Below are 24,846 nucleotides of genomic sequence, written 5' to 3' on the forward strand. Positions count from 1 at the left end.
GTGTCCTCGGCTAATTCCTTCCGTTGTTGCTGGTATTTCGGCGTAGATCGGGGTCGACCGGGTACCAGTAGAGATCGATATTGGGCGTTTGCTGGCCGGCGCGATGGGCGGCGTCGCTCCATGCCTGGGAGTTCATTGTGGCGGTGCGGATGTCGGTGTGCACGATGTTGATGAACAGGGCGTAAGGCTCGGTGGGTGGGTGGTCGCTTAGCCAGGTGCGCAGCCAGGGACGGAGAAGCTGATCGGCCTGCGAGATATCAATCGCCGCGAAGGATTTGCCGAAGTGCTGTTTAGCTTCGGATTCGAGGCGATCGAGGCCGGATTGGTACATCTGCTGGCGGTCGGCGGGCGAGGCACTGATGAGGAAGTCGAGGAATTCGGGGGTTCCTGCTTCGGTTGCGCCTGGGTAGCCTTTGTATGGAGGTTGCAGGATCTCGCCAAGGTGGCGCAGGGTGGCGAACTGCTGTGGACTGAAGAAATGCGCGTCGGTTTGCGCGACGGCGTCAGGGGTAAGCTGTCCGACGGGCAGCGGCTTCGCTTCCATGAGGCCACGCATCCAGGGCAACGGGCCGGGAGCCTGGGGCGGCGGAGGCGGCGCGGCGGGTGCTGCAGTCTGTTGTCCGAGTGCCGCGCGAGCGGTCACGGAGGCCGCCATCATTGCTTTGACGAAATCACGCCTTTGCATGGTTGGGATTGATCTCCTCTTGATGGTTCAGACGGTGGCGCGGAGTCGGTTGCAATTGCCGAAGCGAGGCGTTGGGTCTGAATTCGAAGGTTGATGCTTTATCGATTTTTGAGTGGTGCGAGATTCCAAATTTCGTCTGCTTGACGAGGGTAAAAGTCTGGAGTGGGAAATGCAAATGATTCTTTTTGAGACGAAGAAATCATCGCATTGGCGTCTGATCTGATCGTGAGACTCCGCCGCAATGGTTGGATGCGCTCGCGGAACAATCTCCTTCCTGACGACGTAAGACTACGTGGGAGCGGAAGGCTTGTTGGGATGGTGTTCGGTTTCGGACGGCCAGTTTCCGATTCCGGACAGATTCTCTTACCGACGAAGCGACCATCTGACTCTTTCTGTTGCAAAGGTGAGCCATGCATCTGCATTCGTTTGGTTCGGAACGTGCAATGGCGTGCGTGGCGTGGACGGCCTAAGGGCTGGCGGTGTGGGGATGTCTTGATTGAGGAGGCGGATTAATGGCGACTTTCGTTGCGGGCTTTGACCAAACAAGGCAGTTGGCGCGGAGATTCAGCCGGACGCCGATGTTTACTGCTATTACGCTGATTACGCTTGCGGTCGCGGTGGGAGCGAATGCTGTGATCTTCAGCGTGATTGAAGGAGTGCTGCTCAAGCCGCTGCCCTATCCTCATCCAGAGCAGTTGATTGGTGTCTGGCATCATGCGCCCGGAGTGGGTTTTGAAGACCTGAACATGGCGCCGTTTCTTTACTTTACCAATCGCGAGCAGAGCAGGACGCTCCAGGATATCGGTGTTTACGACGGAGATTCGCTGACTGTAACGGGAGTGGGCGAGCCGGAGCATGTGCAGGGTCTCGATGTTTCTGACGGTACTTTGCCGATTCTTGGTGTCGTTCCTGCGCTTGGGCGGCTGTTTACCAGGGCTGACGACACGGCCGGTGCGCCGCAGACGGTGCTGCTTTCGAACGCCTACTGGCGAAAAAAGTTTGGCGCGGACCCGAAGGTGATTGGGCGCTCGATAACATTGGACGGAAAGCCGCGCCAGATCATCGGCGTGTTGCCGAAGGGCTTTCAGTTCCTCGACATGGAAGACACGGCGGTGGTGCTTCCTTTCCAGTGGGATCGCAACAAGACAAAGCTGGGCAATTTCAGCTATCAGGCTCTTGCACGGCTGAAGCCTGGCGTCTCGATGGCGCAGGTAAACGCCGATCTTGCGCGGCTGATTCCTATCGCCATTGGCAATTTCCCTGCGCCGGAAGGGTTTAGCGCCAAGATTTTTGAGAGCGCGAAGCTGAGCCCGAATTTGCGTCCGCTGAAGAAGGACGTGATCGGGGATGTGGGAAAGACGCTGTGGGTTCTGATGGGTTCGCTGATCATGGTGCTGTTGATTGCTTGCGCGAACGTGGCCAATCTGCTGCTGGTGCGCGTCGAGGGGCGGCGGCAGGAACTGGCTGTTCGGGCTGCGCTGGGCGCGGGATCGAAGCGCATTGCCGGGGAGTTGCTCATGGAGAGCTTCTCGCTTGGGTTAGTCGGAAGCCTGGTTGGATTGGGACTGGCCTATGGGGCGTTGCGACTGTTGATTGCGTTGGCGCCCACCGGGCTTCCGCGACTTCATGAGATCGGGATTGACTTGCCGGTGCTGCTGTTTACGCTTCTGATTGCGATTCTGACCAGCCTGCTGATCGGCGCGATTCCTGTGCTGCGATATGCCAGAGAGGGTTCCAATCTGAGCCTTCGCGAGGGCGGCCGCGGGCAGAGCCAGAGCCGGGAACAACATCGCACGCGCAATGCGCTTGTGATTTTGCAGGTGGCGCTGGCGCTGGTGCTGCTGATTTGTTCCGGCCTAATGATTCGGACTTTCAACTCGATGATGCATATTGCTCCGGGCTTTGCTGCGCCGGATTCGTTGCAGACGTTTCATGTGTTCATTCCAGAGTCGACTGTGCCGGATAAGGACCCTCAACGCCTGCTGCACATGGAGCAGGATATTCGAGACAAGATTGCTGCAATTTCGGGAGTCAGCTCCGTGGCCTTTGGAAGCCGCGTTCCGATGGATGGCGGTTCTTCGAACGATGTGCTGTATACGCAGGATCGTACTTACTCGGAAGGCCAGCTTCCTCCGATACGGCGATTCAAGTATGTTTCGCCAGGATACTTTTCGACGCTCGGCACGCCGCTGCTTGCGGGTCGTGATTTTAGCTGGAGCGATAACTACCAGCAGTTGCCTGTGGCCATTATTTCCGAGAACTTTGCGCGCGAGTTCTGGCATGACCCTGCGAATGCTCTTGGGAAGCGAATCCGCGTGAGCACGAAGGATGACTGGCGCGAGATCGTCGGCGTGGCAGCGGACGTTCATGATGATGGCGTGAGCAAGGCCGCGCCGACTACCGTTTACTGGCCTGTTTTGATGGCTCGATTTGAGAGCGACGATGTTCGCATGCAGCGGTTCCTCACGATTGTGATTCGAAGCCAGCGCGCAGGCTCGGAATCATTCATGAAGGAAGTGCAGCAGGCTGTCTGGTCAACGGATTCGGATCTGCCGCTTGCGGATGTGCGTACTCTTGGGTTTCTCTATAAGCGATCGATGGCGCGGACTTCCTTTACTCTCGTGCTGTTGAGTGTTGCCGGCGCGATGGCGCTGCTGCTTGGCGTGGTCGGGATTTATGGTGTGATCTCTTATTCGGTTTCGCAGAGGACGCGGGAGATTGGCATTCGCATGGCGCTGGGCGCGCAGCGAGAGGTAATAACCGGGATGTTTGTGCGGCATGGATTGTTGCTTACTGGCATTGGCGTTGGATTTGGATTGGTGGCTTCGCTTATCACGATGCGCTTGATGTCTTCGCTGCTGTTCAATGTAAGCCCGGTCGACCCGTTGACCTATGGCACTATTACTGCGGTGATTCTGGTGATTTCGTATGTTGCCTGCTATCTGCCTTCGCGCAGGGCGGCGACGGTGGAACCGGTGAACGCTCTTCGGTCGGAGTGAGTGCTCTTACCGAATCTGTTTGTGGGATTGTGGGAATGCGAGCTCTACAGGCTCCCACACTTCGCAAGTGCGCGAAGGATGGGGCACCCAGATTCCGAGTTTCATGTCTGCATTCGGTGAATTAGCGAAGTCCGGTGACTTCGAAGTGGTATGTGCCGGATGGCAGGGTGAAGCCGGATTGCTGGTTTTTCTGCGCGGACTCGACTAACTTGCTTTGGCTGAGAGCGCTGCCGTTGAGCTTGTAGTTTGCTGTTTCCGTACTGCTTAGAGGCAGCCATCCGGTGGTGTTGGCGGGGATCGTTAAATCCCATTGCGCCGTGCCTTCTTTGATGGTCCAGGCGGAGTGGATTTCGCCGTATGGGGAGGGATAGGTGAAGTCGATGCTGCCGAGTTGCGCGTCGAAGGATGGGTGCAGAAAGACAGTGTGGAAGCCGGCGTCGCTGGTGATTGTGTCGATGCCCGCTGCGTAGCGGTAGATCCAGTCGGCGACTGCTCCGTAGGCGTAGTGGTTGTAGGAGTTCATGCTGGGATCTTTGCGCATTTGGTCGCCGTTCCAACGCTCCCACATGGTGGTGGCTCCGTGGTCGATGAGATAGCCCCAGGATGGGTATTCCGTGTTGAGAAGGAGCTTGTAGGCCAAGTCGCGATGGCCGCTCTCGGTGAGCACGGCGAGCAGATAGGGCGTGCCGAGAAAGCCGGTGCCGAGCAGGCCGTGGTTGGCTTTGATCTTGTCCACCAGATGCTGGGCCACGGCGGGGCGGAGGTTTTCGGGTAGCAGGTTCATGTGGAGCGCAAGGACGTAGCCGGTTTGCGTGTCGCCATCCTTGGCTTTGGCGTCGGGGTTGTTGATAACGCCGAATGGGGATGGTTCGAGGTCGGCTCCGGCGATGAAGCCGTCGTCATGGACGAATTCTTTGATGAAGGCGGCTTTGATCTTTTCGAATAGCTGCGCGTACTTTGCTTCTTCGTCGGTCTTGCCGAGGGCATGGGCCATCTGTTGCATCAAGGTCACGTCGTAGGCCCAGGATGCGGTTGCGACTAACAGGTAGCGGGTTGGACCTTCGGGAGAAAGCCAGTCGCCGAAGGGGATGCCTGCGTTGTTTTTCCAGCGGAAATTGGGATTGGTGCGCTCGATGGCGTCGAGGTATCTGGTCATGGCCGGCCAGTTCTGCTGGAGCACCTTTGTATCGCCGTTTTGGACCCAGGAGGTCCAGGGGATGATGACGCCGGCATCGCTCCAGCCTGCGCCGGAGGATGAGCTGGTAGACGATGTTCCGGGTGCGAAGATGCCGAAGAGATCGCCGGCTACTTCGGTGCCTGCACCGCTGCCTGTTTGGGTGCCGCGAATGTCGGCGGTGAACTTGCGAGAGAATGCGGCGAGGTCCATGTTGTAGGTTGCGGTGCGCCAGAAGACCTGCGCGTCAGCGGTCCAGCCGAGGCGCTCATCGCGCTGCGGGCAGTCGGTGGGCACGCCGACAAAGTTAGATCGCTGGCCCCAGAGGATGTTGCTCCATAGCTGGTTGATCATGGGGCTACCGGTTTTGAGTTGCGCGGTGAAGCTGGCGGCGGTGTGGAAGACGACGCCCTGAACCGCGTCTGCGAGTGGCTTCTGCGGAAGGCCGGTGAGTTCGAGATAGCGGAAGCCGTGGAAGGTGAACTGCGGTTCAAACTCTTCGATTCCCTTCCCTGCCAGTATGAAGTGATCGGTGGATTTGGCGGTGCGCAGATTTTCTGTGTAGAGGGTGCCGTCGGCGTTGAGGACTTCGCCGGTGCGGACCTGAATGTTCGTCCCTGCGGGGCCTTCGAGGCGCAGCTTTTCTACGCCGGAGAAGTTCTGGCCCATGTCGTAGATATAGACGCCGGGCGCGGGTTCGGTCATGGCCTTCGGAGTGATGGTACGCTCGACGCGGATGGGTTGGCAGTCCTGGCCGTCGATCTGGATGCCGTTGAGGTCGGGAGTGTGAATTTCGGCGGGCTTCCAGCCTTTGGCTTCAAAATGAGGGGCGTTCCAACCGGGCTGAATGAGACGCGCGTCCTGCGTTTCTCCGTCATATATCTCGGCCTTCAGGGTAGGGGATGTATCTGCTTTCCAGTTCTCGTCGCTTATGACCCAATCGATTGTGCCGTCGCGGTATTCGATGCGAAGTTGAGCGATGAGCGATGGCGGCGCTGTACCGTATAAGTTGGGTTGCTGGAACCATTGCAGGGGCGTCGAGTACCAGCCGGGAGCGACGAGAGCTGCGATTGCGTTACTGCCCTGAGTTAATTCGGATGTTACATCGTAGGTCTGATATTTCAGGCGCAGGCGGAAGTCTGTCCAACCGGGAGCGAGGACGTCGTCGCCGGTACGCTTGCCGTTGACGAAGACTTGATATGCGCCGAGAGCGGTTGAATAGAGGCGCGCGGAAGCAATTGGCTTGGAGATTTCAAAGTTATGACGGAGGGCTTTGACGGATTGCGCTGGCCATGGGTTGCCGATTGGTTCCGTCATCGGGCCAGGGGCTTGTACGTAAGGCGCTACGGGCTTCCACGAGGCATCCTGTGTGGGTGCGCTGGTCCAGTCCGCCGCGGGGTGAATCGAGGCTTTCCAATCGGAGCCTGCGTTGGTGGCGAAGGTTACGATTGAGCCGTCCTGCAACTCAGCAACGAGTGTGGCGCTCATGGGAGGTGTTTCACGACCCGCCATGCCGTTGGGATTGACGACATAGTGAGTGATCTCGATGGCCAAAGTGTTTGCGCCGGGATGAGTCTGGGAAGTTACATCTATCTGCTGGTATTTCTTCCAGGGGAGTTGCTTCCAGGGCGGCAGTGGTGCGCCGGTGGCGACTTTGTTGCCGTTGACCCAGGCGGAAGCTACATCTTCGCCGGTGACGAAGAGGATGGCGTGACGGGCGGGCTTATCGAGAGTGAATGGGGCGCGATAGGAGATGTGCTGCTCGGCCTGCTTGATTTTTGAGAGTTCCTCGCCATCCGGAGTTATGACCCATGCGGCATTCGCCTTGCGGACGGCGGCTTCTTCCCAGGTTTGATAACCGATCCATTTGGCGCGCCAGTTCTCTTTGCCCATGAGGCCGGTCTCAAACCAACTGACTTCGCTGGCGGGGTAGGGCTTTCCGTCCTTGTCCCACGCGAGGACGCGCCAGTAATAACGCGTGGTTGGGGCGAGCGCGGTTCCCTGATATCCGACGCCGATGGAGTGATCGGAAGAGATGCGTCCGCTGTCCCATGCGTCAGGTTTGCCGGAGGAGAGCAGTTCGCGATGAGTTGCGATCTGGATTTGATATGCGGATTGATGCGCGCCGTGGCGCCCATCGACGAGCTGCCAGGCGAATTGTGGCGTAGGATCGTCGAGCCCCAGAGGAGTGGCGAGATTGTCTGTTTGCAGCCTGGCCGGAGCACCTGTTGCCTCTGATTTGGCGTTGGCAGCGTACATTGACTGCGGTTGCATCAGGAGGCTTGCGACGATCGCGGTGCTCAGGATGATTATCTTTCTATTGAATCGATGCATTGGGACCTATCCTCGTGGGTGATTGTGATGATCTCGCCTGTTTTTGTTTACGGTTGCGATATTTCTCCGAGCTTTTGAGGCGTCACTTCCTGGTCTGATTCAGAAGCTTTGGCAGGGGCCGTGTGCGCGATTACAAGCGCGTGCACTCTGTGGAACTCGGTCATAGCTTTCTTTTGCTCTTCTGGACTCCCTGACGTGCGCAGAGCACGGGTCAACCGGTACCAGGCAACATCATCGTTGGGATTCAACTCGACGGCGCGTCGAAGCTGCTGAGCAGCGAGATCATTCTTGTCGTTCTCCAACAATATGCCTGCCAGCCCTACTCTAGCCTGCTCGAAATCCGGATGTTTGGACACGACGGATTCAAACTCCCACTGTGCTTGTTGGAAATTACCCAAATCGTAGTCACTCTGAGCTAACTCGTATTCTGCGTTGCCGTTCTGCGGGTCGATTGCCAATTCCGCTCGAAACTGCTCCAGCGCTGCGTCTCGATCTTTGTCGAGGTGATTCTCACGGAAGCGCGTCAGATATACGCGGCCCATGCGGTAATGGATACCGGGACGATTAGCATCGAGGACGAGAACGTGATTGAATGCTGCAAGTGCTGTGTCGTAGTCTTTTTGGCTCTCGGCGGCCTCCCCTTGAGCTTGCAACATCCAGATTGAATTGGGCGCCTCATCGTGCAGCTTTTCCATGACCTGGTAGGTGAAATTACCGTAGACGCGTCCGGTTTGATATAGGACTTCGGGATCGTCGGGATAGAGCTTGTTCAACGCCAGCGCAGTTTCCACGGCCTCGGAGTCGCGTCTTAGTCCGGTATAAGTGCGCAGAAGCTGCAGGCCGCACATGCGTCTTACTTCCTTGTCGGTGGACTGCTTGAAGCCTTTCTCCAAACCGGGCAGGGCTTCAGAGAACCGGCCTGATTCGGCCAGAGACATGCCGAGGAGGCTATCCAACTTGGGCAAGCCGGGCTTGAGTTTCTGGGCAGTTCGTATTTCCGTGACTGCCTGCTCGTAGTTGCGCAGCTTGAAGTCGATGACGGCGAGAGTGGCGTGTACTTCGGCGACACCGGGCTCGAGCTTTGCCAGCTTTTCAAAAGCTGTTTGGGCTTCAACATATCGCTCGGCTGCCAGTGCTTGCTGTCCTGCCTCGGCGTAGCGTGCGGATTCGTCGCCGGACTGAGCGAAGTTCACGAGCGGAATCGACGCGAAGCCCAGGGCCAAGATAAGGCTCCATTGGAATGGTTTGCGAATCATCGCCGTAGTGTATCTCCTGACGAAAAGAACCGCCACGCCGGATAAGCGTGGCGGCTTTCGAGTCAAGCAGGGGTTGAGATCTCAGAACTGTATCTTGCCGCTGAATTGCAGAATGCGCGGCGAGGATGCGGTCGTGATCTGGCCAAAGGTCGCCGAGCCCACGGTGTTGGAGATGGCGTTGTTTCCTCCCGATCCAGCGACGATAAGACCGCCTACATCGCCGGCGTACTGGTGATGGTTGAAGGTGTTGAAGGTATCCATCTTGAGCATGAACCTGAGCCGCTCCGTAATGCTGAAGTCTTTGCCAATCGCCATATCCCAATTGTTGATACCGGGCTGGCGCAGGAAGTTGCGCGACGTGTTTCCAAACTCGCCGAGAGCCGGATTGGAGAAACAGGCCGTGTTGATTCTCTGGAATGGCTCGCTTATATTGCTGTGGATCTTGCAGCCTGCTACATAGTCTGCGCGATTGTTCGTAGCATCTGTCAGACCGAGAGGATCGTTGCCCAGAACGCTGAACGGGAAGCCGGTCTGGAAGGTAGTAATACCACTCAACTGCCATCCTCCGACCGCTACATCGGCGGCCCGATTGACTGTGCCGGCGAATTTCTTGCCGCGGCCGAATGGGAGCTGGTAGACATAGCTGGCTACGAAGCGGTGATCGACATCAAAGTCCGATGGACCGTAGTCAAGGTTCGGATCCTGATTGTTGATGAAGCCCTGGTAGCCGCCGCCTGTGCCGCCCACGCCGGCTGCCGCCGACTTGTCGTCCATGCTCTTGGCCCAGGTGAAGATTGCCGTTGCAGCCAAGTCATGCGCGCGATGTTCAAACTTGATATTCATCGCGTTGTAGTTGGCGTAACCGTGGAAGTCACTGTCGATGTAGGTCCCGTTGAAATTCGCGTAGGGGTTGCGGTACACCCGGGCGCAGGGTGAAGCAGTTGCGTTGATGTAGGTGCCGGCAGCGTTCTGTTCCTGGCAGAAGCCCAGACTGGCCGCTGGGATTGGGAAGGGTTGAGCGATGTTGCGGCGATCCAGGAGGTGGGTCGACTTGGTTCCGATGTAGTTGACTTCGAGCGTGGTGTTTCTGGCCATCTCGCGCTCGACGGATAGTGTCCATGACTGGACGTAAGGGTTGAGAGGATTCTCGGATTCGATGACCGCGATGAAGGACAACGAGGACTCGGGGAACGGTCCCAGGTTTGCGTAACTCGGGAATAACTGGTTGCTCAACTTCGGCAAGTTTCCGACAGATACCGGATTGAGATTGTTGCGTACGCTGTAGGGATAGATGTCGGCCGAATCATCTATCTCGCGGCCTTCAAAAGAGTCGAAGAATATGCCGTAGCCGCCGCGAACGACGGTTTTGTCGTCGATGCGGTAGTTGACGCCGAACCTTGGCGCAAAGGGCAACTTCGAGCCTGGATGAGGCACGGAGCCGCAGTAGCGGAGAATGGGGCCTCCGTTGAGGCCCACGCCAGGGGCGACTCCGTCCGTGCTCAACTGCGGGTCGGCATAGCACAGGCCGCCGTTGGGGTTCGTGGTGTCGAGCCAGAAGAAGTGGTTCGACGCTTCATAGGCTGCAGCTCGGAAGTCCCAACGCAGACCGTAGTTGATGGAGAGTTTGGGAGAAATTTTCCAATCATCTTCCGCGAACGGTCCGACATAGCTGAATACATGATCTTGTGCGTTGCCAGCATACGTCGTCGGGCTCAGCGGAGCTGGTACATATCCGCCTACTCCACTGTAGTAGCCGGTCAGCATGTCGGCTACTGCGTTGCCGGTGCCGCACAGCGGGCTTCCACCATTGATGGCGGACGCTGGATTGGAACAACTGCTGGCGGCATTCGTCGCGCTTACCGGCTCGAAATTGTTCGCGCCCGTCTTCCCGCTGAAGGTCCAGTCGCCGTAGAAATCGTCGTCCAGGTTTCTAACGAGATGCCAACGCCGGTAGTCGATGCCAAGGCTGATGGTGTGCCTTCCATGCACGGTGGTGAAGGAATCGGCGAACTCCCAGTTCGGGTTCTCCGATCCGCTATAGGAATTCACGGGACCGCCTCCCGAAGCGAAGCCGCCTGTACCGAACCCTACGTTAGGCCAAGTCTGTTGGAGCGGCCCAAAGTGTGTGAAGACACCGGTTTCCCCGAGCGCGCTGATTACAGAGGCTGGTGGAGCAGCGGAGCCCTCCGGCGCGGTCGCCGTCAACTTGCCGAAGCGAAAGTTGTTCACGTTTCTAGGGCCGAGATTAATGGTGTGAGAGACTTCCCAACTATTCTCCGTCTGGAAGTACTGCTCGAGGCCGTAGTTGATGGAACCGGAGTTGTAGATATTGCTGTTTTGATACGTGGCGTGGGTGTAGCGGCCGAAGATTGAACCGAGTCTGCCGAGGTTCTGGTCTCCACGGTAGGTCTGCTGATTGCTCGTCAGCGGAGCGCCAACGTTTGCGATGAAGTTGTTGGTGCCTTCCGTGGTGTTGGCGACAGTGGGAGTAGCCCAGTAGCCATTGGTGACGGCCAGGAGGCCAATGCGGGATGTTTGAGCGGTGGTAGGAACCTGGGTTCCCCAGTCATTCAAACCGGTTGCGGGGTCAGCGGGCAGGCAGTCATAGCCTGCGTTTTGCGCGGCTTGACAGGCAGTCGTTCCGTACGCAGGCAGCAGTGAGCCCGCGGCGATGACCACATTGCCATTGGAGTCCTTGATTTGCGGAAGAGTGGTTGTCGAGAAATCGCCCGACAGCTCAGCTGGAGTTGGAACCGTCTCCCGGATCGCCTGACCGTTGTTCATGCGCCAGCCTTCGTAGTTGGCCATGAAGAAGGTCTTGTCACGGCCGTGATAAATCTTTGGGATATAGACGGGACCATCCATGACGAAGCCGAACTGATTCAGCTTCAAAACCGGGTTTGAGGTAGGAGTGCCGGTGTAGCTGGCGTTTGTAAACGGCACTGCGTCGAAAGCATTGTTGCGATCGGACTCGAAGAATGTTCCGTGAAGCGAGTTTGTACCGCCCTTGCTGACGAGGTTGACCTGGCTTGCGCCGAAACCATTCTCTGCGGGATAGATGCCGCTCTCCACCTTGAATTCGCCGATCGCATCCTGGGACAGAATCACCGCCGGGGTCTGGAGCGCCTGGTCGGTGTTGTTCAACCCGTCGAGGGTGTAGTTGTTGCCTTCGGGACGGCCGCCATTGATACTGACGGCGCCGCCTTCGCCCTGGCGCATGGTGCCCTGCTCGCCGCCGACCGTGACAGCGCCTGCACCGACCAGCAGCAACTGCATGAAGTTGCGCCCATTCAGCGGAAGGTTAGCCACTTGGTCACCGCTCATCTCCTGAGAGAGCGCGGCGGTATCTGTATCGAGCGAGACAGCAGATGCGGTGACCTCTTCGGTGACGGTTACCGCACCGGGCTTGAGGGTCAGATCCTGGCGAAATTTCTGGTCGACCTGGAGCGTGAAGGCATCAGTCTTTGACCTTTCAAAGCCAGCCGCCTCGGCTGTTACCGAATAGCTTCCGGGGTTGAGCGATGGGGCGTCGTAGTCTCCGGCGGTGCTTGTGACGGTGTGATAGGCGACGCCAGTTTCGGTGTTGGTTACCGTGACTTTGACGTTGGGAAGCACGGCGCCTGTGCTGTCGGACACTGTCCCGAGGATCGTGCCGGTTGCTCCAGTCTGCCCAAAGAGATTGCCGGTCGCGACGATCAACAGGACCGCCCAGAGAACGAGACTTCGTTTGCGCATCATCGTGAAACCTCCTGAAATTTCTTTCCATCGAGCCAGGGAGATTGTTCCGAGCGAGGGAAGCGCCATGGGAACAATGAATGCGCCCTGAAAAACCCCAAGAGGGATTCGTGTCACGTAATGAGTGAATTTCAGTGCAGCCGGAGAGTAATCATTCCGTTTCACGATTGTCAACAAAGAATTTGTTTTCTGATTGAAATTTTTAAGATCGAAGATTGTAGATTTTGACGAACGTATTTTGGTGAAAACAAAGGGAGTGGCGAAGCGTGGAGGATTGTCTGCGCGTGTGTTGGAGGGTGTAATTGACCGTAATGAATTTCGCGATACAACTTTTGCGGGTAAATCGCTTATTCTGATTCGTTATATATTCCCTATTGAATCAAAATCCGCCTGAGCGTCAGATCGGAGCAGAACGTGCATCGGCGAAAGTTGACGTTTATGGCAGGATTTTCGTCAGGCGTAACTGCCGCCGGAGGACTGCCGTCCCGCGCGCTCCTGGGTGATTCGTTCGACATAGCCGCTCTTGCGAAGGGCGCAAAGCGGATCGACCGGAAGATTTCGCGCAGCACGCCATTCGGCGACGACGGGGCGAATGTCCTGCCAGAAGGTTTTTCGGAAGAGTTCTTCGGCGGCCACGAGATCGCATTTCTTCTGAAGATGGGAAAGCTGGTCACGATCAACAAGTGAGGCTTTGAGCCAAAGCTCCTGGGCGCTGACGACGGTCTGGACCATAGCTTCGATCTTCCCTTTGAGGTTGTGGCTCTGATCGATCATGAAGGCGACATCGAGCGCAACGCCCTCATGACCGGCAGCGTGAATCTCGTGAAAGATGCGGAAAACCTGGTAAGGATCGATTGAGCCGAGGGTGAGGTCGTCGTCGGCGTAGCGACGGTCGTTGAAGTGGAATCCGCCAAGCATCCCGGTGTGGATGAGCCACGCGACGATTTGCTCGATATTCTGCGCGGCGTAGTGATGCCCGGTGTCAACCAGCACGCGGGCCTGCGGTCCTGCGGCCTTGGCGAGGTGAAGGGCCATGCCCCAGTCTGCAATGTCGGTGTGGTAGAAGGCGGGTTCGAAGGGCTTGTACTCGACAAGCAGGCGCTGGCCGAGAACCATGTGATGGTGGGTTTCCTGCAGGGCCTCTTCGAGCCAGCCGATGCGATGGCGAATACTCTGGGTGCCGGGGTAGTTGGAGCCGTCTGGAAGCCAGAGAGAGATGTCGCGGGAGTTGAGCTGGCTGGCAATTTCGACGGACAGGATCATGTGGTCGACGGCGCGGGCGCGGATTTCGGCGGAGGGATTACAGAGGGAGCCGTATTTGTATTCCTGATCCTGAAAGAGATTTGGATTGATGGAGCCGGCGCGGATGGAGTGCTGTTTTTCGAGCGATCGGACCGTTTCCACATCCGCGAGCCCGTTCGGCAGATCCCAGAGTACGTGCAGCGCCATGGTGGGCGTGCTGCCGGTGAGCCGCTGCACTTCGGCGGCGTCGCTGAACTTTTCCGCGATGGTCGAGGCGGCGGCCGTCTGGAGGAATTTGCCGAAGCGGGTTCCGGTGTTCGAGAAGCCCCACGAAGGAATTTCAATGCGGAAATCGTCGAGCACCTGAAAGGCCCGATCTGCCAGTTCCCTGTCCGAAGCCATGTTGGTCATTCCTCTCATCCTCTCGCGAACGGTAACGGATGGCTAGCCGAATCCTGAAGTGGCATCAGACCGGTCAGCGCGAAAAAGATTCTGTAAAGATATAGATTGTCTATTGCATCTAGTCAAGGCCGATGTCCGAAGGCCTGCTGTCGCGGTTAACGAAAGAAGAATCGAGAGCCTTGCGGCACAGCGCACGAAAGTTTACCGGGACCGCTCCCTGTTCTGATTCTGCCTCGCTGATATTTCTAATACGAAATACTTGCCTATGTGAACTTTCACGTGATACTCCTACATGGCTGAAAGCTGGCGGCTTTGCGCGTGGATGAAATGTTGGAGTCTCCGCGCTGGCAATGGCCGGCTTACGCAAATCCTCGAATCCCGGAGCAAGCAAAACCATGGATATTCAGGAGATCAGATCGGCCAGTCATCAAAGTGTCGACGGCTGGATGGGGAAAATCGGAACGGGGAGGCTGGCTGCGAACTTAGCCAGATATTTCTGTGCGGCAGCAGTTTTTGCTATGGCCGGGATGGTTGCCGCTGAGGCTTTGGCGCAGGAAACCGAATCCGGGGCCGTGGCGATTCATTGGGACAAGCCGATTGTCACTTCGCGCTCGACGGCAACGCTGCAGGTGGTCGTCAATCCGATGACAGAGCCGGGATCGCCGATCCATGATGGGGCGTTTCGGGCGCTAAAGGAGCTAGGTGCGGATTATGTGCGCTACGTACCGTGGCTGCCCTATCCGAGATTGGCAGTAGCGGAGCTGGAGGCGCCAACGGCGGCGAAGACTTCGTGGGACTTTGCGCGGATCGACCCGATGACCAAGGACTTTCTGGCGGCTACGGAGGGGCATCCGGTAATTCTTAACTTCAGTACAATGCCGGCGTGGCTCTTCAAGACGGAGAAACCGGTCACCTATCCTGCCGATCCGGATCAGGTGTATTGGGACTACACGCAGGGAACGGAACTGGTGGACCCGAGCGGCAAGCAGCTCGGCGACTATTATGGACGGCTATTCAGTTGGTACACGAAGGGCGGATTTACAGACGAGAACGGAGTCAGGCACGACTCAGGCTACCACTTCAAGATTCCTGTCTGGGAAGTGCTCAATGAGCCGGAGTTTGAGCATAAGACGACTCCTCAGCAATATACGGAGCGGTATGACGCAATTGTCGAAGGCATCCGCAAGATAAGTCCTGAGACGAAGTTTATGGGGATGGCGCTGGCGATGCCCAGCCTTACGCCGCAGTACTTCGAGTATTTTCTGAATCCGAAGAACCATAAGCAAGGTATTCCGATCGACTATATTTCATATCACTTTTATGCGAGCCCTTCGGCGGACCAGACAATTGACGACTGGCAGTACACGTTCTTCGATCAGGCGGATGGGTTTTTGCATACCGTGCGGTTTGCGGAGGCGATTCGCAAGCGGCTTTCGCCAAATACGAAGGTTGATCTGGATGAACTGGGAGTGATATTGGCGGATGGGATCGGTAACATAGATCCAAAGCATCCAGCGAAGCCTTACCCGGCCACTTACTGGAATCTTGCCGGGGCGATGTATGCGTATCTCTACATCGAGTTGGCTAAATTGCAGATCGATCTCGTGGGTGAATCGCAGTTGGTGGGTTATCCGACGCAGTTTCCAAGCGTGACGATGATCGACTGGACGAATGGCAAGCCGAATGCTCGGTTTGAGGTGCTTAGGCTGATCAAGGATAACTTTGGCCCTGGGGACAAACTTGTGGAAACTGCGCTTCCCGAAGGACGTGGATCGGACGTGGCGGCACAGGCTTTTCAGACTGCGCGCGGGAAGCGGCTGTTGCTGGTGAACAGGCGCGAAAAGTCTGTTGAGCTGGCGCTGCCTGCGGAAGCGGAGCACGCGACAGCGAAGGTAGTCGATGAGCAGAGCGGCGAAGAGCCTGCGCGGGCGGTTACGATGGATGGCGGCAAGATTGTGCTCAATCCATTTGCGGTGATGGTGGTGAGCTGGTGAGTGCTCGCGAGGCAAAACAGAGGGTGGCGTTTCTGCTGCGGCTGCGTCCGGGGATGGGCGAGGCGTATGACCGGTCTCATGAGCATGTTTGGCCGGAGATGCTGGATTTGCTGAAGCGGTCAGGGGTTTCGGAGTACTCGATTTTTCGGCGCGATGAGATGCTGGTGCTGGTGATGTGCGTCGAGGACTTCGACACTGTATGGGATCGCATTGAGGCTGACCCGATCAATACGCGCTGGCAGCAGGCGATGGCTCCGTATTTTGAGCCTATCGGTGACTTGCGGCCGGGCGAGCGCTTTCCGATGCTGCGAGAAGTATTCTATCTGCCGTAATGCGGCGAGTTAGCGGCGGCTGTGGAGACATGGGCATGAGTGGTCGATCTTTGCGTGTGGGGCTTTGTGGCATTGGGCTCGATGCGTATTGGCCGCAGTTTGATGGATTGAAGATGCGGCTCGAAGGCTATCTGGGGCGCGTCTCGGGGATGATTGCTGGCACTGGCGTGGAGGTTGTTTCGCTGGGGCTGGTGGATGATCTGGCGAGCTCTCGCGAGGCTGGGAGACGATGCCGGCGCGAGGAAGTCGATCTTCTCTTTCTTTATGTGACGACTTATGCGGTTTCTAGTACTGTGCTGCCTTTGGTGCAGCGCGCGGGTGTGCCGGTGATTGTGCTGAATCTACAGCCGGATGCGGCGATCGATTATGAGGCTTTCGCCAGGCTGCCTGATCGCACGGCTATGACTGGCCAATGGCTTGAGTATTGCACGGCTTGCCCGGTGCCGGAGATCGCAAATCTCTTTGCGCGGGCTGGAATTCCCTTTCACCAGGTCACTGGCTATCTTGGTGAGCGGCATGTTGAGGATGAGATTGCCAGTTGGATCGCGGCGGCGAAGGTGGTTGCTGCTTTGCGTGAGTCGACGATTGGGCTGATGGGCCATTACTACAGCGGGATGCTGGATATTTATACCGATTTGACGCGGGTTTCGGCTGTCTTTGGCGTGCATATTGCCATGCTGGAAGTAGATGAGTTGAGTGCGCTGCGTGCGGAGGTAGATGAGGTTGTGCTGAATGATCGCGTGGCTGAATTCTATTTGCATTTTGATGTGCAGCCGGATTGTTCACAGAATGAGCTAGTGCGGGCCGCGCGGACCTCTGTTGCGCTGGATCGGTTTGCGGCGGCGCATGATTTGCAGGCGATGGCTTACTACTATCAGGGCTCGGGTAATGCGGCGAATGAAGATACGATGAGCTCGATTATTCTGGGGACTTCGCTGCTGACTACGCGGCATATTCCGGTGGCGGGCGAGTATGAAGTGAAGAACGTGATCGCGATGAAGATCATGGATGTGTTGGGTGCAGATGGTTCATTTACGGAGTTCTATGCTGTCGATTTTGCTGCTGACCAGGTGCTGATGGGGCATGATGGGCCGGGGCATACGGGGATTGCGCAGGGGAAGACTAAGGTTCGTCCGTTGGGGGTGTATCACGGCAAGGTTGGGCGGGGATTATCGGTGGAGATGTCAGTGCAGCATGGGCCGGTGACGCTGCTTTCCGTCGTTGAGGATTCATCGCATGAATTTAAGTTAGTGGTGGCTGAGGGACGCAGTGTTTCCGGGCCGATTCTGGAGATTGGTAATACGAATAGTCGCTATAGCTTTCCGATTGGGGCGCGAGGATTTGTGGAGGCTTGGAATGCGCAGGGACCGGCGCATCATTGCGCGATTGGGGTTGGGCATCGAGCTGAGGATTTGAAGAAGGTTGCGCATCTGCTGGGGATTCCTTGTATGGTGGTTTCTTGAAGTCCGTATCTTCGCCTTTGTGAAAGACAGGCCCGAGAGCTGCCTGCAAATCCGTCGTTTACGGGGTATTCATCGTATGCACAACAAAGGCATGCACGCAAGATAAACTGATGAGAATGACTTCCATCCAGACTGTCCGCATCAAGAATCAGGCTGCCGCTTTCTGGAAGCTGATTTTGTCGTTTCGTAAACGTGATTGGAAATTGAACGACTATCCAATTATGGTGCGCGAACACAAGTTTGACCCCCATTTCAGTAGTTCGCGATTTACGCAGCATCGACACATCGCTTCCATAATCAACTGGACAGTTTCCGGAGGCGGTGAAACGGTTGAAGAAGCCTTACAAGACTTGCAAATCAATTTTCAAGCAATCAAGGTCAGACGGGAACGGGAGGGTAAGCCCCCTGTTCGTCCAGGGATTCGTGGGCCGATAGAATTCGCATCTCAAGAACTGATCGCCGTAAATCAACAACTAAGTGAAGACTTCGTCCGAAGAGTTCTGAATCTCGATTGGGCGTGGATTTCAGACGAGACTGACCTATGGGATTTCCATACTGACGAAACCAACGAACTCCTTTATAGCAAGATCGTGGAGGTCTACGGCGTTGATGTGTCAGACATTGAGTCGGCGCGTTTGTCGGAAATACTGAACAGAATTGCGACGACGAGAGGCAGATCCTTCATTTCGACAGGACAACGAAGTTAGCGGGTGCTTAGGAGGTTACCGTAGCCTACGATGGCTGTCGAGGAGATCAGCACCAACAAAGTCAGGAATACAAGGATTTTGGTTCTGCGGCCTACGCCGCGCCACTCGTGCAGGGCGATTCCCCAGAGGGTGCTGAAGATGATGATGCTGGCCATATGGAGGGTCCAACTGGAGAAGCCGTATTTCTTGCCCATCTGGGTTTCGCCCATGGAGTAGAAGAAGAATTGCAGGTACCAGGTGAATCCGGCGATTGCCGAGAGGATGTAATTTCGCTTCATGGAAGCGTCCGGTTCGCGCCCTGCGGGAATCTGCGTGTATTCGGCGAACGACTTGTTGCGCGTGCTCAGAATCAGGCACCAGACGCAGTTGGTGACGAATCCGCCGCTCAGGACTACGATCAGCACGGGAAATCCCTGGTACATGACGGAGGTTCCGTGGGCGAGCGCCAGCGCTTTGATCGGATCGCCTGTGGCCAGACCGAAGGCAAAACAGGCGCTCATAATGCCGCAGAACGTCGCTACGGCCAGCCCCAGCCGCAGGTTGAACTCCGGGATGTCGGCCTTCTGCTGTTCGACGGAAAGCTCCCTTTCCTTGGAGACTCCAGCAGCCCCGGCAACCACGATTCCAAGCACGCAGACCGCGACTCCTATAACGATGACTACGCCCGATTTCTGCGAAAGCAGGCCGTGTCCGTTCGCCAGGAATGCCGACCAACATGCGCCGAGTTTGCCGCCAAAGCCTTCCCGTTGCGAAAAAGCAACCGGAAGGCCAGCAAACAGCGGCGGTACGAGTGTTCCGAAGACAGCCGTATAGCCGAGTGCGACGGCCATTCCAAGGGACAGGCCGAGATAGCGCATGGTGAGGCCAAAGGTCAGCCCGCCGAATCCCCATAACAGTCCGAAAAGGAAGCACCAACCGATCACATCAGAAGGAGTCTGGTGCAGAACTGTTAGCAGATCCCGGCTGAAGAGCGCGGCCATCACCCAGGGAGCGACGATCCAACTGACGACTCCGCCGACGAGCCAGTAGGTTTCCCAGGACCAGCCTTTGACCTTGCGGTAGGGCACATAAAAACTGGCTGAGGCGAGACCGCCGAGCCAGTGCAGAAAAACCCCCAGGATCGGATTGGGCATCAAGAGCGGCTATCTCCTGCTTCCAAGAAAAACTTTGTGCTTAATGAAATACGTGCGAATCGTATGGGAGGTTGCGGAAGGTTGTCAATCTGTTCGCCGGGTTGATTGAGGAGGCGGCGTTGGTTTCCGGATTTCGCAATTGAAAAATAATGGCAAAAAGTTTCAAACACGAACTTGGCTTTTTCTGCGAAGATAGCGGGTAGGTTTTCTTAAGTGAATGACGGTTCGGTGGTTACGATCGTTCAACCGGCACAGTTTAACCAAGGAGTCTCAAGTTGGCTCGCGGAAAGATTAAACGGCTGTACCTGATTCCGATTCTGTCGAAGGCGCTCGATGTATTGGAGATGCTGGAGCAGCAGAACTCTTCGATGACGCTGGAAGATGTTTACCAGCGGACACAGATCTCCAAAACGAGCGTTTACCGCATTCTTAAGACGCTGGTGCATCGCGGCTATGTGGCCCACGGCGAGAGCGGCGAATACCGGCTGGTTTCGCGGCCCAAGCGGTTACGGTTTGGGCTGGCGGTGCAGAGTGCAGAACTGCCGTTTTCGCAGCAGGTGGCGGCGTCGGTGACGGCGGCGGCGGCGAGTTCCGGTGTGGAGTTGCTGATTCTGGACAATCACTTTGACGCTGAGACGGCGATCCGCAATGCGGAGGAGTTTGTCAGCAAGCGCGTGGACGTGGTGCTGGAGTTCCAGGCAGAGGAGCATGTTGCGCCGCATGTGGCGTATATCTTCAAGAATGCCGGGGTGCCGCTGATCGCGATCGACGTGCCGCATCCGAACGCAACCTATTTTGGGGTGGATAACTTCGAGGTGGGCTACGAGGCGGGGATTCTGCTGGCGCAACATGCTCATCGCAAGTGGAAGGGCAAGGCGGATTGGGTTCTGGGGATTGGGCTGGCCGAGGCGGGGAGCTTTGTGCAGAGCCGGATTACGGGGGCGTTTGAAGGGATTCGGACGCGGCTCGACACGATTCCCGCAGAGCGTTTTCTGCGACTTGAGGGGCGCGGGATGCGGCAGCCCAGCAATTTGGCGATTGCCGAGTTTCTCGGGAATCACCGGCGCGGCGAGCGCTTCCTGGTGGCTACGGCGACGGATTCTAGCGCACTCGGAGTACTGGATGCCGCGCGCGCTGTGGGGCGGGAACAGGATTTCGCGATTGCCGGACAGGATTGCATTCCTGAGGTGATCGAGGAGATGCGAACGGGCAAGAGTGCGATTATCGGCTCGGTTTCGCATGAGGCACAGACGTATGGGCCGCGGTTGATTCAGCTTGGGATAACGCTGGTGCGAGGCAACTCGGTGCCGCCTTACAACTATGTGAAGCACCGGGTGGTGACGCCGGAGGATCTGAAGACGGACGGCGAGGGGGAGTAGCTGGCTGCGGATTTTGGCCGGGTTTTGGGGAAACCGGGCAGCTTCCGGTAGCCATTTTACAGTCCGAATAATTCGAATAAGAAATACTTCCCCTATTGTTTTTTGCGTGCTATCTTGGTTGGGTTCCTTCCTGCTGTCCGGGAGGGTTCCCTTGATTTTCCGCTATAACCAGCCAAAAGGAAGTTTGTCATGACTACTGCCACGCCTCCCTCGACGACCCCTTCTTCGACCCTCAAGTATCTGGAAGACCGCTGGGATGAAAAGATTGCCAGCACTCTGGACGAACCGGAACTGCTTCGTTATCGCTCGAATCTGCTGGGTTCAGACCTGCGGATCACCAATTTTGCGGGCGGGAACACCAGCTCGAAGCTGACAGAGATCGATCCACTCACCGGCCAGCCGGTCGAAGTGCTGTGGGTGAAAGGCAGCGGGGGCGACCTGGGAAGCATCAAGCGGGCAGGGTTTGCGACGGTCTATATGGACAAGCTGCTGGCTCTGGAGAACAGCTATCGCGGCGTCGAGTTTGAGGATGAGATTGTCGCGCTGTACCCGCTGGCGGCCTTTCGTGCGAACCCGGTAGCTGCGTCAATCGATACGCCACTGCATGGATTTCTGCCCTTCAAGCATGTGGACCATCTGCATCCGGATTGGGGGATTGCGCTGGCTGCATCGGCGAATGGTCTGGAAAAGATGGAGGAGTTCAATCGCGAATTCAGCCATAAGCTGATCTGGGTGCCGTGGCAGCGGCCGGGGTTTGAGCTGGCAATGATGTTGAAGCGTGCAGTAGCGGAGAATCCGGGCTGCGATGGGATTGTGCTGGGCGGACACGGACTGTTCACGTGGGGGGAAACGCAGCGCGAGTCCTACCTGAGCACGATCACGATTATTGACCAGCTCGGGCAGTTCATCTATCGACATGGGCTCAAGGTTGGCGCAGAGATGTTTGGCGGGCAGGTGCAACCGGTGCGCGAAGACCGGCGGCAGATTGCGACTGCGATCTTGCCGTATCTGCGCGGCCGGTTGGGTGTGCAGTGGCGTTCGATTGCGAGCTTTTCGGATGCGGAAGATGTGCTGGGGTTTGTGAACTCGGCGAAGGCGAAGGAGCTGGCGTTTCTGGGTACGAGCTGCCCGGATCACTTTATCCGAACGAAGATCCGGCCGATGTTTGTGCCGTGGAATGCTGAGGTTGGCGATATCGCGGCTTTGAAGCATCAGATTGTGGAATCGCTCAAGGTTTACCGCGAGGATTACAAGGCGTACTACCACGCGAACGCCACGCCTGACTCCCCTTCCCTGCGCGATCCTAGTCCGAGCGTGGTGCTGATTCCGGGGCTGGGCATGTTCAGCTTTGGAAAGAACAAAACGGAAGCGCGGATTGTCGGCGAGTTTTACACCAACGCCATTCATGTGATGGAGGGCGCGGGCGCGCTGGGGTTTGGCGAGCCGGAGATTCGCTCGGGTGATCCGATTCCTCAGGCTGGTCCTGCGGCTGCTGCTTCGGAATTCTCGCTCTGTTCGAACTATGTGGCGCTGCCGTTGTCGGAGGCGTTTCGGATTGAGTACTGGGTGTTGGAAGAGGCCAAGATTCGACGCCAGCCGCCGGAGAAAGAGCTGAGCCGCAAGGTAGTGCTCGTGGTTGGCGGTGGTAGCGGGATTGGGCGCGAAGTGGCGCGGCTGGCAGCCGAGCGCGGCGCGCATGTAGTCGTCGCAGACCGCGATACGGCTGGCGCGGAGCGCGTGACGGGCGAGTTGAAGAAGATTGCGCCGGCGGAGTTCAGCGCTTGGACGCCGGTGGATATTCGTGATCGGGAGACGATCCGCAAATCGCTCGATATTGCGGTGGAACACTTTGGCGGCGTAGACATCGTGATCAATACAGCGGCGCTTTTTCCCTCTTCGCCGGACGGGACAGTCTCCGATGTGATGTGGAACACTACGCTGGACATCAATGTGACTGCCAACTATCTTCTGGCCGACGAAGCGGCGAAGCTCTTCAAGGAGCAGGATCTGGATGTTTCGGTGGTGCTGACCAGTTCGGCGAATGCGGTGGTCTCGAAGCGCGGCAGCGAGGCTTACGACGTGAGCAAGGCGGCGTTGAGTCATCTGGTGCGCGAGCTTGCGATTGGGCTTGCGCCGAAGGTACGCGTAAACGGAATCAGCCCGGCGACGGTGGTAAAGGGCTCGACGATGTTTCCGCGCGACCGGGTGCGGGCTTCGCTTGTGAGGTACAACATTCCCTTTGAGGAGTCGTTGTCGGATGATGCGTTGCGCGCGCTGCTGGCTGGCTTCTATGCCAAGCGGACGCTGACGCATCAGCCGATCGATCCGGTCGATTGTGCGGAGGCTATTCTCTTTCTGGCGGGTGACAAATCGCGATGCACTTCGGGGCACCTGATCCCTGTGGACGGCGGATTGCCTGAGGCTTTTCTCCGGTGATCGAAACCAGCCAGATACAGGATCGCCGGGCGCTCGTGGCCATCGATCTTGGCGCGGAGAGCTGTCGCGTCTCGCTGCTTCGGTGGCAGGGCGACAGCCCGCGAATCTCGCTGCTGCATCGAATTGCGAATGGGCCAGTGAAGGATGGCGAAAGCCTGCGTTGGCCGCTTGAGCGCATTCTGGCTGGAGTTGAAGAGGGATTGCGCAAGGCGGCTGCAGTTGCGACGGAAGGCATTCGTTCAATTGCGGTAGATGGGTGGGCGGTGGATTATGTGCGGCTTGGTCCCGATGGCAAACCGGCTTATGCGCCGTTTTGCTATCGGGACGAGCGCAATATTGCGGCGAAAGCTGTTGTGGAAGAGCTGATTTTGCGAGAGGAACATTTTGCGCAAACGGGCGCTCAGCCACTGCGCATCAATACGGTTTACCAACTTGTTGCAGATGGGCTTGCAGGAGTTGATCCGCTTGCGCCTTGGGTCTTGTTGCCTGAGTATGTTTTGCATTGGCTGGGCGGGCGGCGCGTAGCCGAGTACACAAATGCCACTCATACTGGCCTAGTTGACCTGAAGACGGGTGACTGGTCGCGGCCTTTATTTGCGCGGCTTGGGCTGGCGATTGAGGCGGCTCCGCCGATCGTTCGCCCAGGTAGTTGTGTTGGCAAATTAACGGGCGAGCTTTCCAAGTTGCCGGCGTTTGCTGATACCTGCCTGATTGCGCCTGCCTGCCATGACACGGCATCCGCAATTGCTGCGATTACTGCGAATCTCGCGCATACGGCATACATTGTCTCGGGAACGTGGTCACTGGTTGGCACAGTGGTGGATCGTCCAGTAACCGCAAAGGAAGCGTTGGACGCGGGTTTCACCAATCAGGGCGCGGCTGCTGGCGGATATTGCTTTCACACCAACGTGAATGGCATGTGGATTCTGAAGCAGTGCATGGATTCCTGGTGTTCCCTGGGCCGTGAAGTTGACCTCGCGAGATTGATTACGCAGGCTGCTGAAGTTAATTCGATCCCTGGGCTGATACCTGTCGACGCACCGGACCTGTTGCTCGCGGGAGAGATGCCTGTTCGCATCAATCGCGAGCTTGCGCATCTTGGCCTTGCGCAGATTCCCGACGAGCCGGGCAATGAGGCTTTCTTTGCGCGAGTGATCTTCGCGAGCCTGGCCAGCCGCTATGCTTCCGTGCTGCGGCATCTAGAGGAGCTTACCGGACGAAGCTTTCAGCGCATTACGATTCTTGGCGGAGGCAGCCGCAATTCTCTGCTTAGCCGACTTACGCAAGAGAGCACAGGCTTACCCGTATTTGCCGGGGAAGCGGAAGGCTCGACTTTAGGTAACTTCGCCGTTCAACTAGCAGCAGAAACTACCGGTGGCCCATCGTCCGAGTTAGTTCGCGCCTGGGCTACACGGTTGACCACAACAGACGCTTCCAGTTAAAAGCGCCCGTTCATACAAGGGCGGTTGTATCTCAGTTCTCATTTCATTTCATTCGCTATTGTTCTTTCTACTTTTCCCTGAAGAACCTGAGGAACGAGACATACAACGCATCCGAACTGGTAATCCAGATTCG

At 57.1% G+C, this 24,846-nt stretch carries 14 protein-coding genes; 8 read left to right on the forward strand and 6 right to left on the reverse strand.

What is annotated here, in order from left to right:
- Positions 1–10: 10 nt before the first annotated feature.
- Positions 11–685 carry a gluconate 2-dehydrogenase subunit 3 family protein gene (locus OHL23_RS23060; RefSeq protein ID WP_263354391.1) on the reverse strand — a complete coding sequence of 225 codons (675 nt, stop codon included), beginning with the start codon at positions 683–685 and terminating at the stop codon, positions 11–13.
- Positions 686–1,197: 512 nt separating this feature from the next.
- Here OHL23_RS23060 and OHL23_RS23065 point away from each other — a divergent pair.
- On the forward strand, positions 1,198–3,684 hold the full coding sequence (locus OHL23_RS23065; protein WP_263354392.1) for an ABC transporter permease: 2,487 nt from the start codon (positions 1,198–1,200) through the stop codon (positions 3,682–3,684).
- A gap of 121 nt (positions 3,685–3,805) precedes the next feature.
- Here the strand turns inward: OHL23_RS23065 and OHL23_RS23070 are convergent, their stop codons facing one another.
- From OHL23_RS23070 to OHL23_RS23085, 4 genes are all read right to left on the reverse strand, one after another.
- Positions 3,806–7,192: an alpha-L-rhamnosidase gene (locus OHL23_RS23070; RefSeq protein WP_263354393.1), complete on the reverse strand. Its 3,387-nt coding sequence runs from the start codon at positions 7,190–7,192 to the stop codon at positions 3,806–3,808.
- Positions 7,193–7,239: 47 nt separating this feature from the next.
- The gene (locus OHL23_RS23075) at positions 7,240–8,448 is read right to left on the reverse strand and encodes a tetratricopeptide repeat protein (protein WP_263354394.1); all 1,209 of its coding nucleotides are present in this window, start codon (positions 8,446–8,448) and stop codon (positions 7,240–7,242) included.
- An 81-nt stretch (positions 8,449–8,529) separates the two neighbouring features.
- Positions 8,530–12,186, reverse strand: coding sequence for a TonB-dependent receptor (locus tag OHL23_RS23080; protein WP_263354395.1), 3,657 nt, complete (start codon positions 12,184–12,186; stop codon positions 8,530–8,532).
- Positions 12,187–12,636: 450 nt separating this feature from the next.
- Positions 12,637–13,836, reverse strand: coding sequence for a TIM barrel protein (locus tag OHL23_RS23085; protein WP_396127409.1), 1,200 nt, complete (start codon positions 13,834–13,836; stop codon positions 12,637–12,639).
- A 341-nt stretch (positions 13,837–14,177) separates the two neighbouring features.
- Here OHL23_RS23085 and OHL23_RS23090 point away from each other — a divergent pair, with 341 nt between their 5' ends.
- From OHL23_RS23090 to OHL23_RS23105, 4 genes are all read left to right on the forward strand, one after another.
- Positions 14,178–15,821 carry a GH39 family glycosyl hydrolase gene (locus tag OHL23_RS23090; protein ID WP_263354396.1) on the forward strand — a complete coding sequence of 548 codons (1,644 nt, stop codon included), beginning with the start codon at positions 14,178–14,180 and terminating at the stop codon, positions 15,819–15,821.
- Entirely contained in the window at positions 15,818–16,153 is a 336-nt protein-coding gene (locus OHL23_RS23095; protein ID WP_263354397.1) for an L-rhamnose mutarotase, read from the forward strand. The genes OHL23_RS23090 and OHL23_RS23095 overlap by 4 nt, the downstream gene beginning before the upstream one ends.
- 35 nt (positions 16,154–16,188) lie before the next feature.
- On the forward strand, positions 16,189–17,616 hold the full coding sequence (locus tag OHL23_RS23100; RefSeq protein WP_263354398.1) for an arabinose isomerase: 1,428 nt from the start codon (positions 16,189–16,191) through the stop codon (positions 17,614–17,616).
- 110 nt (positions 17,617–17,726) lie between these two features.
- The gene (locus OHL23_RS23105) at positions 17,727–18,323 is read left to right on the forward strand and encodes a hypothetical protein (protein ID WP_263354399.1); all 597 of its coding nucleotides are present in this window, start codon (positions 17,727–17,729) and stop codon (positions 18,321–18,323) included.
- Here the strand turns inward: OHL23_RS23105 and rhaT are convergent.
- Positions 18,320–19,456, reverse strand: a complete 1,137-nt coding sequence (rhaT, locus tag OHL23_RS23110) for an L-rhamnose/proton symporter RhaT (protein WP_317891721.1) — start codon at positions 19,454–19,456, stop codon at positions 18,320–18,322. The genes OHL23_RS23105 and rhaT overlap by 4 nt on opposite strands.
- A 275-nt stretch (positions 19,457–19,731) precedes the next feature.
- Here rhaT and OHL23_RS23115 point away from each other — a divergent pair, with 275 nt between their 5' ends.
- The 3 genes from OHL23_RS23115 (at position 19,732) to OHL23_RS23125 (ending at position 24,713) form a co-directional block, all read left to right on the forward strand.
- The gene (locus OHL23_RS23115; protein ID WP_263354401.1) at positions 19,732–20,835 is read left to right on the forward strand and encodes a substrate-binding domain-containing protein; all 1,104 of its coding nucleotides are present in this window, start codon (positions 19,732–19,734) and stop codon (positions 20,833–20,835) included.
- A 189-nt stretch (positions 20,836–21,024) separates the two neighbouring features.
- Complete coding sequence (locus tag OHL23_RS23120) at positions 21,025–23,271, forward strand: bifunctional rhamnulose-1-phosphate aldolase/short-chain dehydrogenase (RefSeq protein WP_263354402.1); 2,247 nt, start codon at positions 21,025–21,027, stop codon at positions 23,269–23,271.
- Positions 23,268–24,713: a rhamnulokinase gene (locus OHL23_RS23125; RefSeq protein ID WP_263354403.1), complete on the forward strand. Its 1,446-nt coding sequence runs from the start codon at positions 23,268–23,270 to the stop codon at positions 24,711–24,713. Before OHL23_RS23120 ends, OHL23_RS23125 begins: the two co-directional genes overlap by 4 nt.
- Positions 24,714–24,846 lie beyond the last annotated feature (133 nt).

Origin of the sequence: Acidicapsa acidisoli (assembly GCF_025685625.1) — a bacterium.
In the GTDB taxonomy this organism is placed as follows: Bacteria; Acidobacteriota; Terriglobia; order Terriglobales; family Acidobacteriaceae; genus Acidicapsa; species Acidicapsa acidisoli.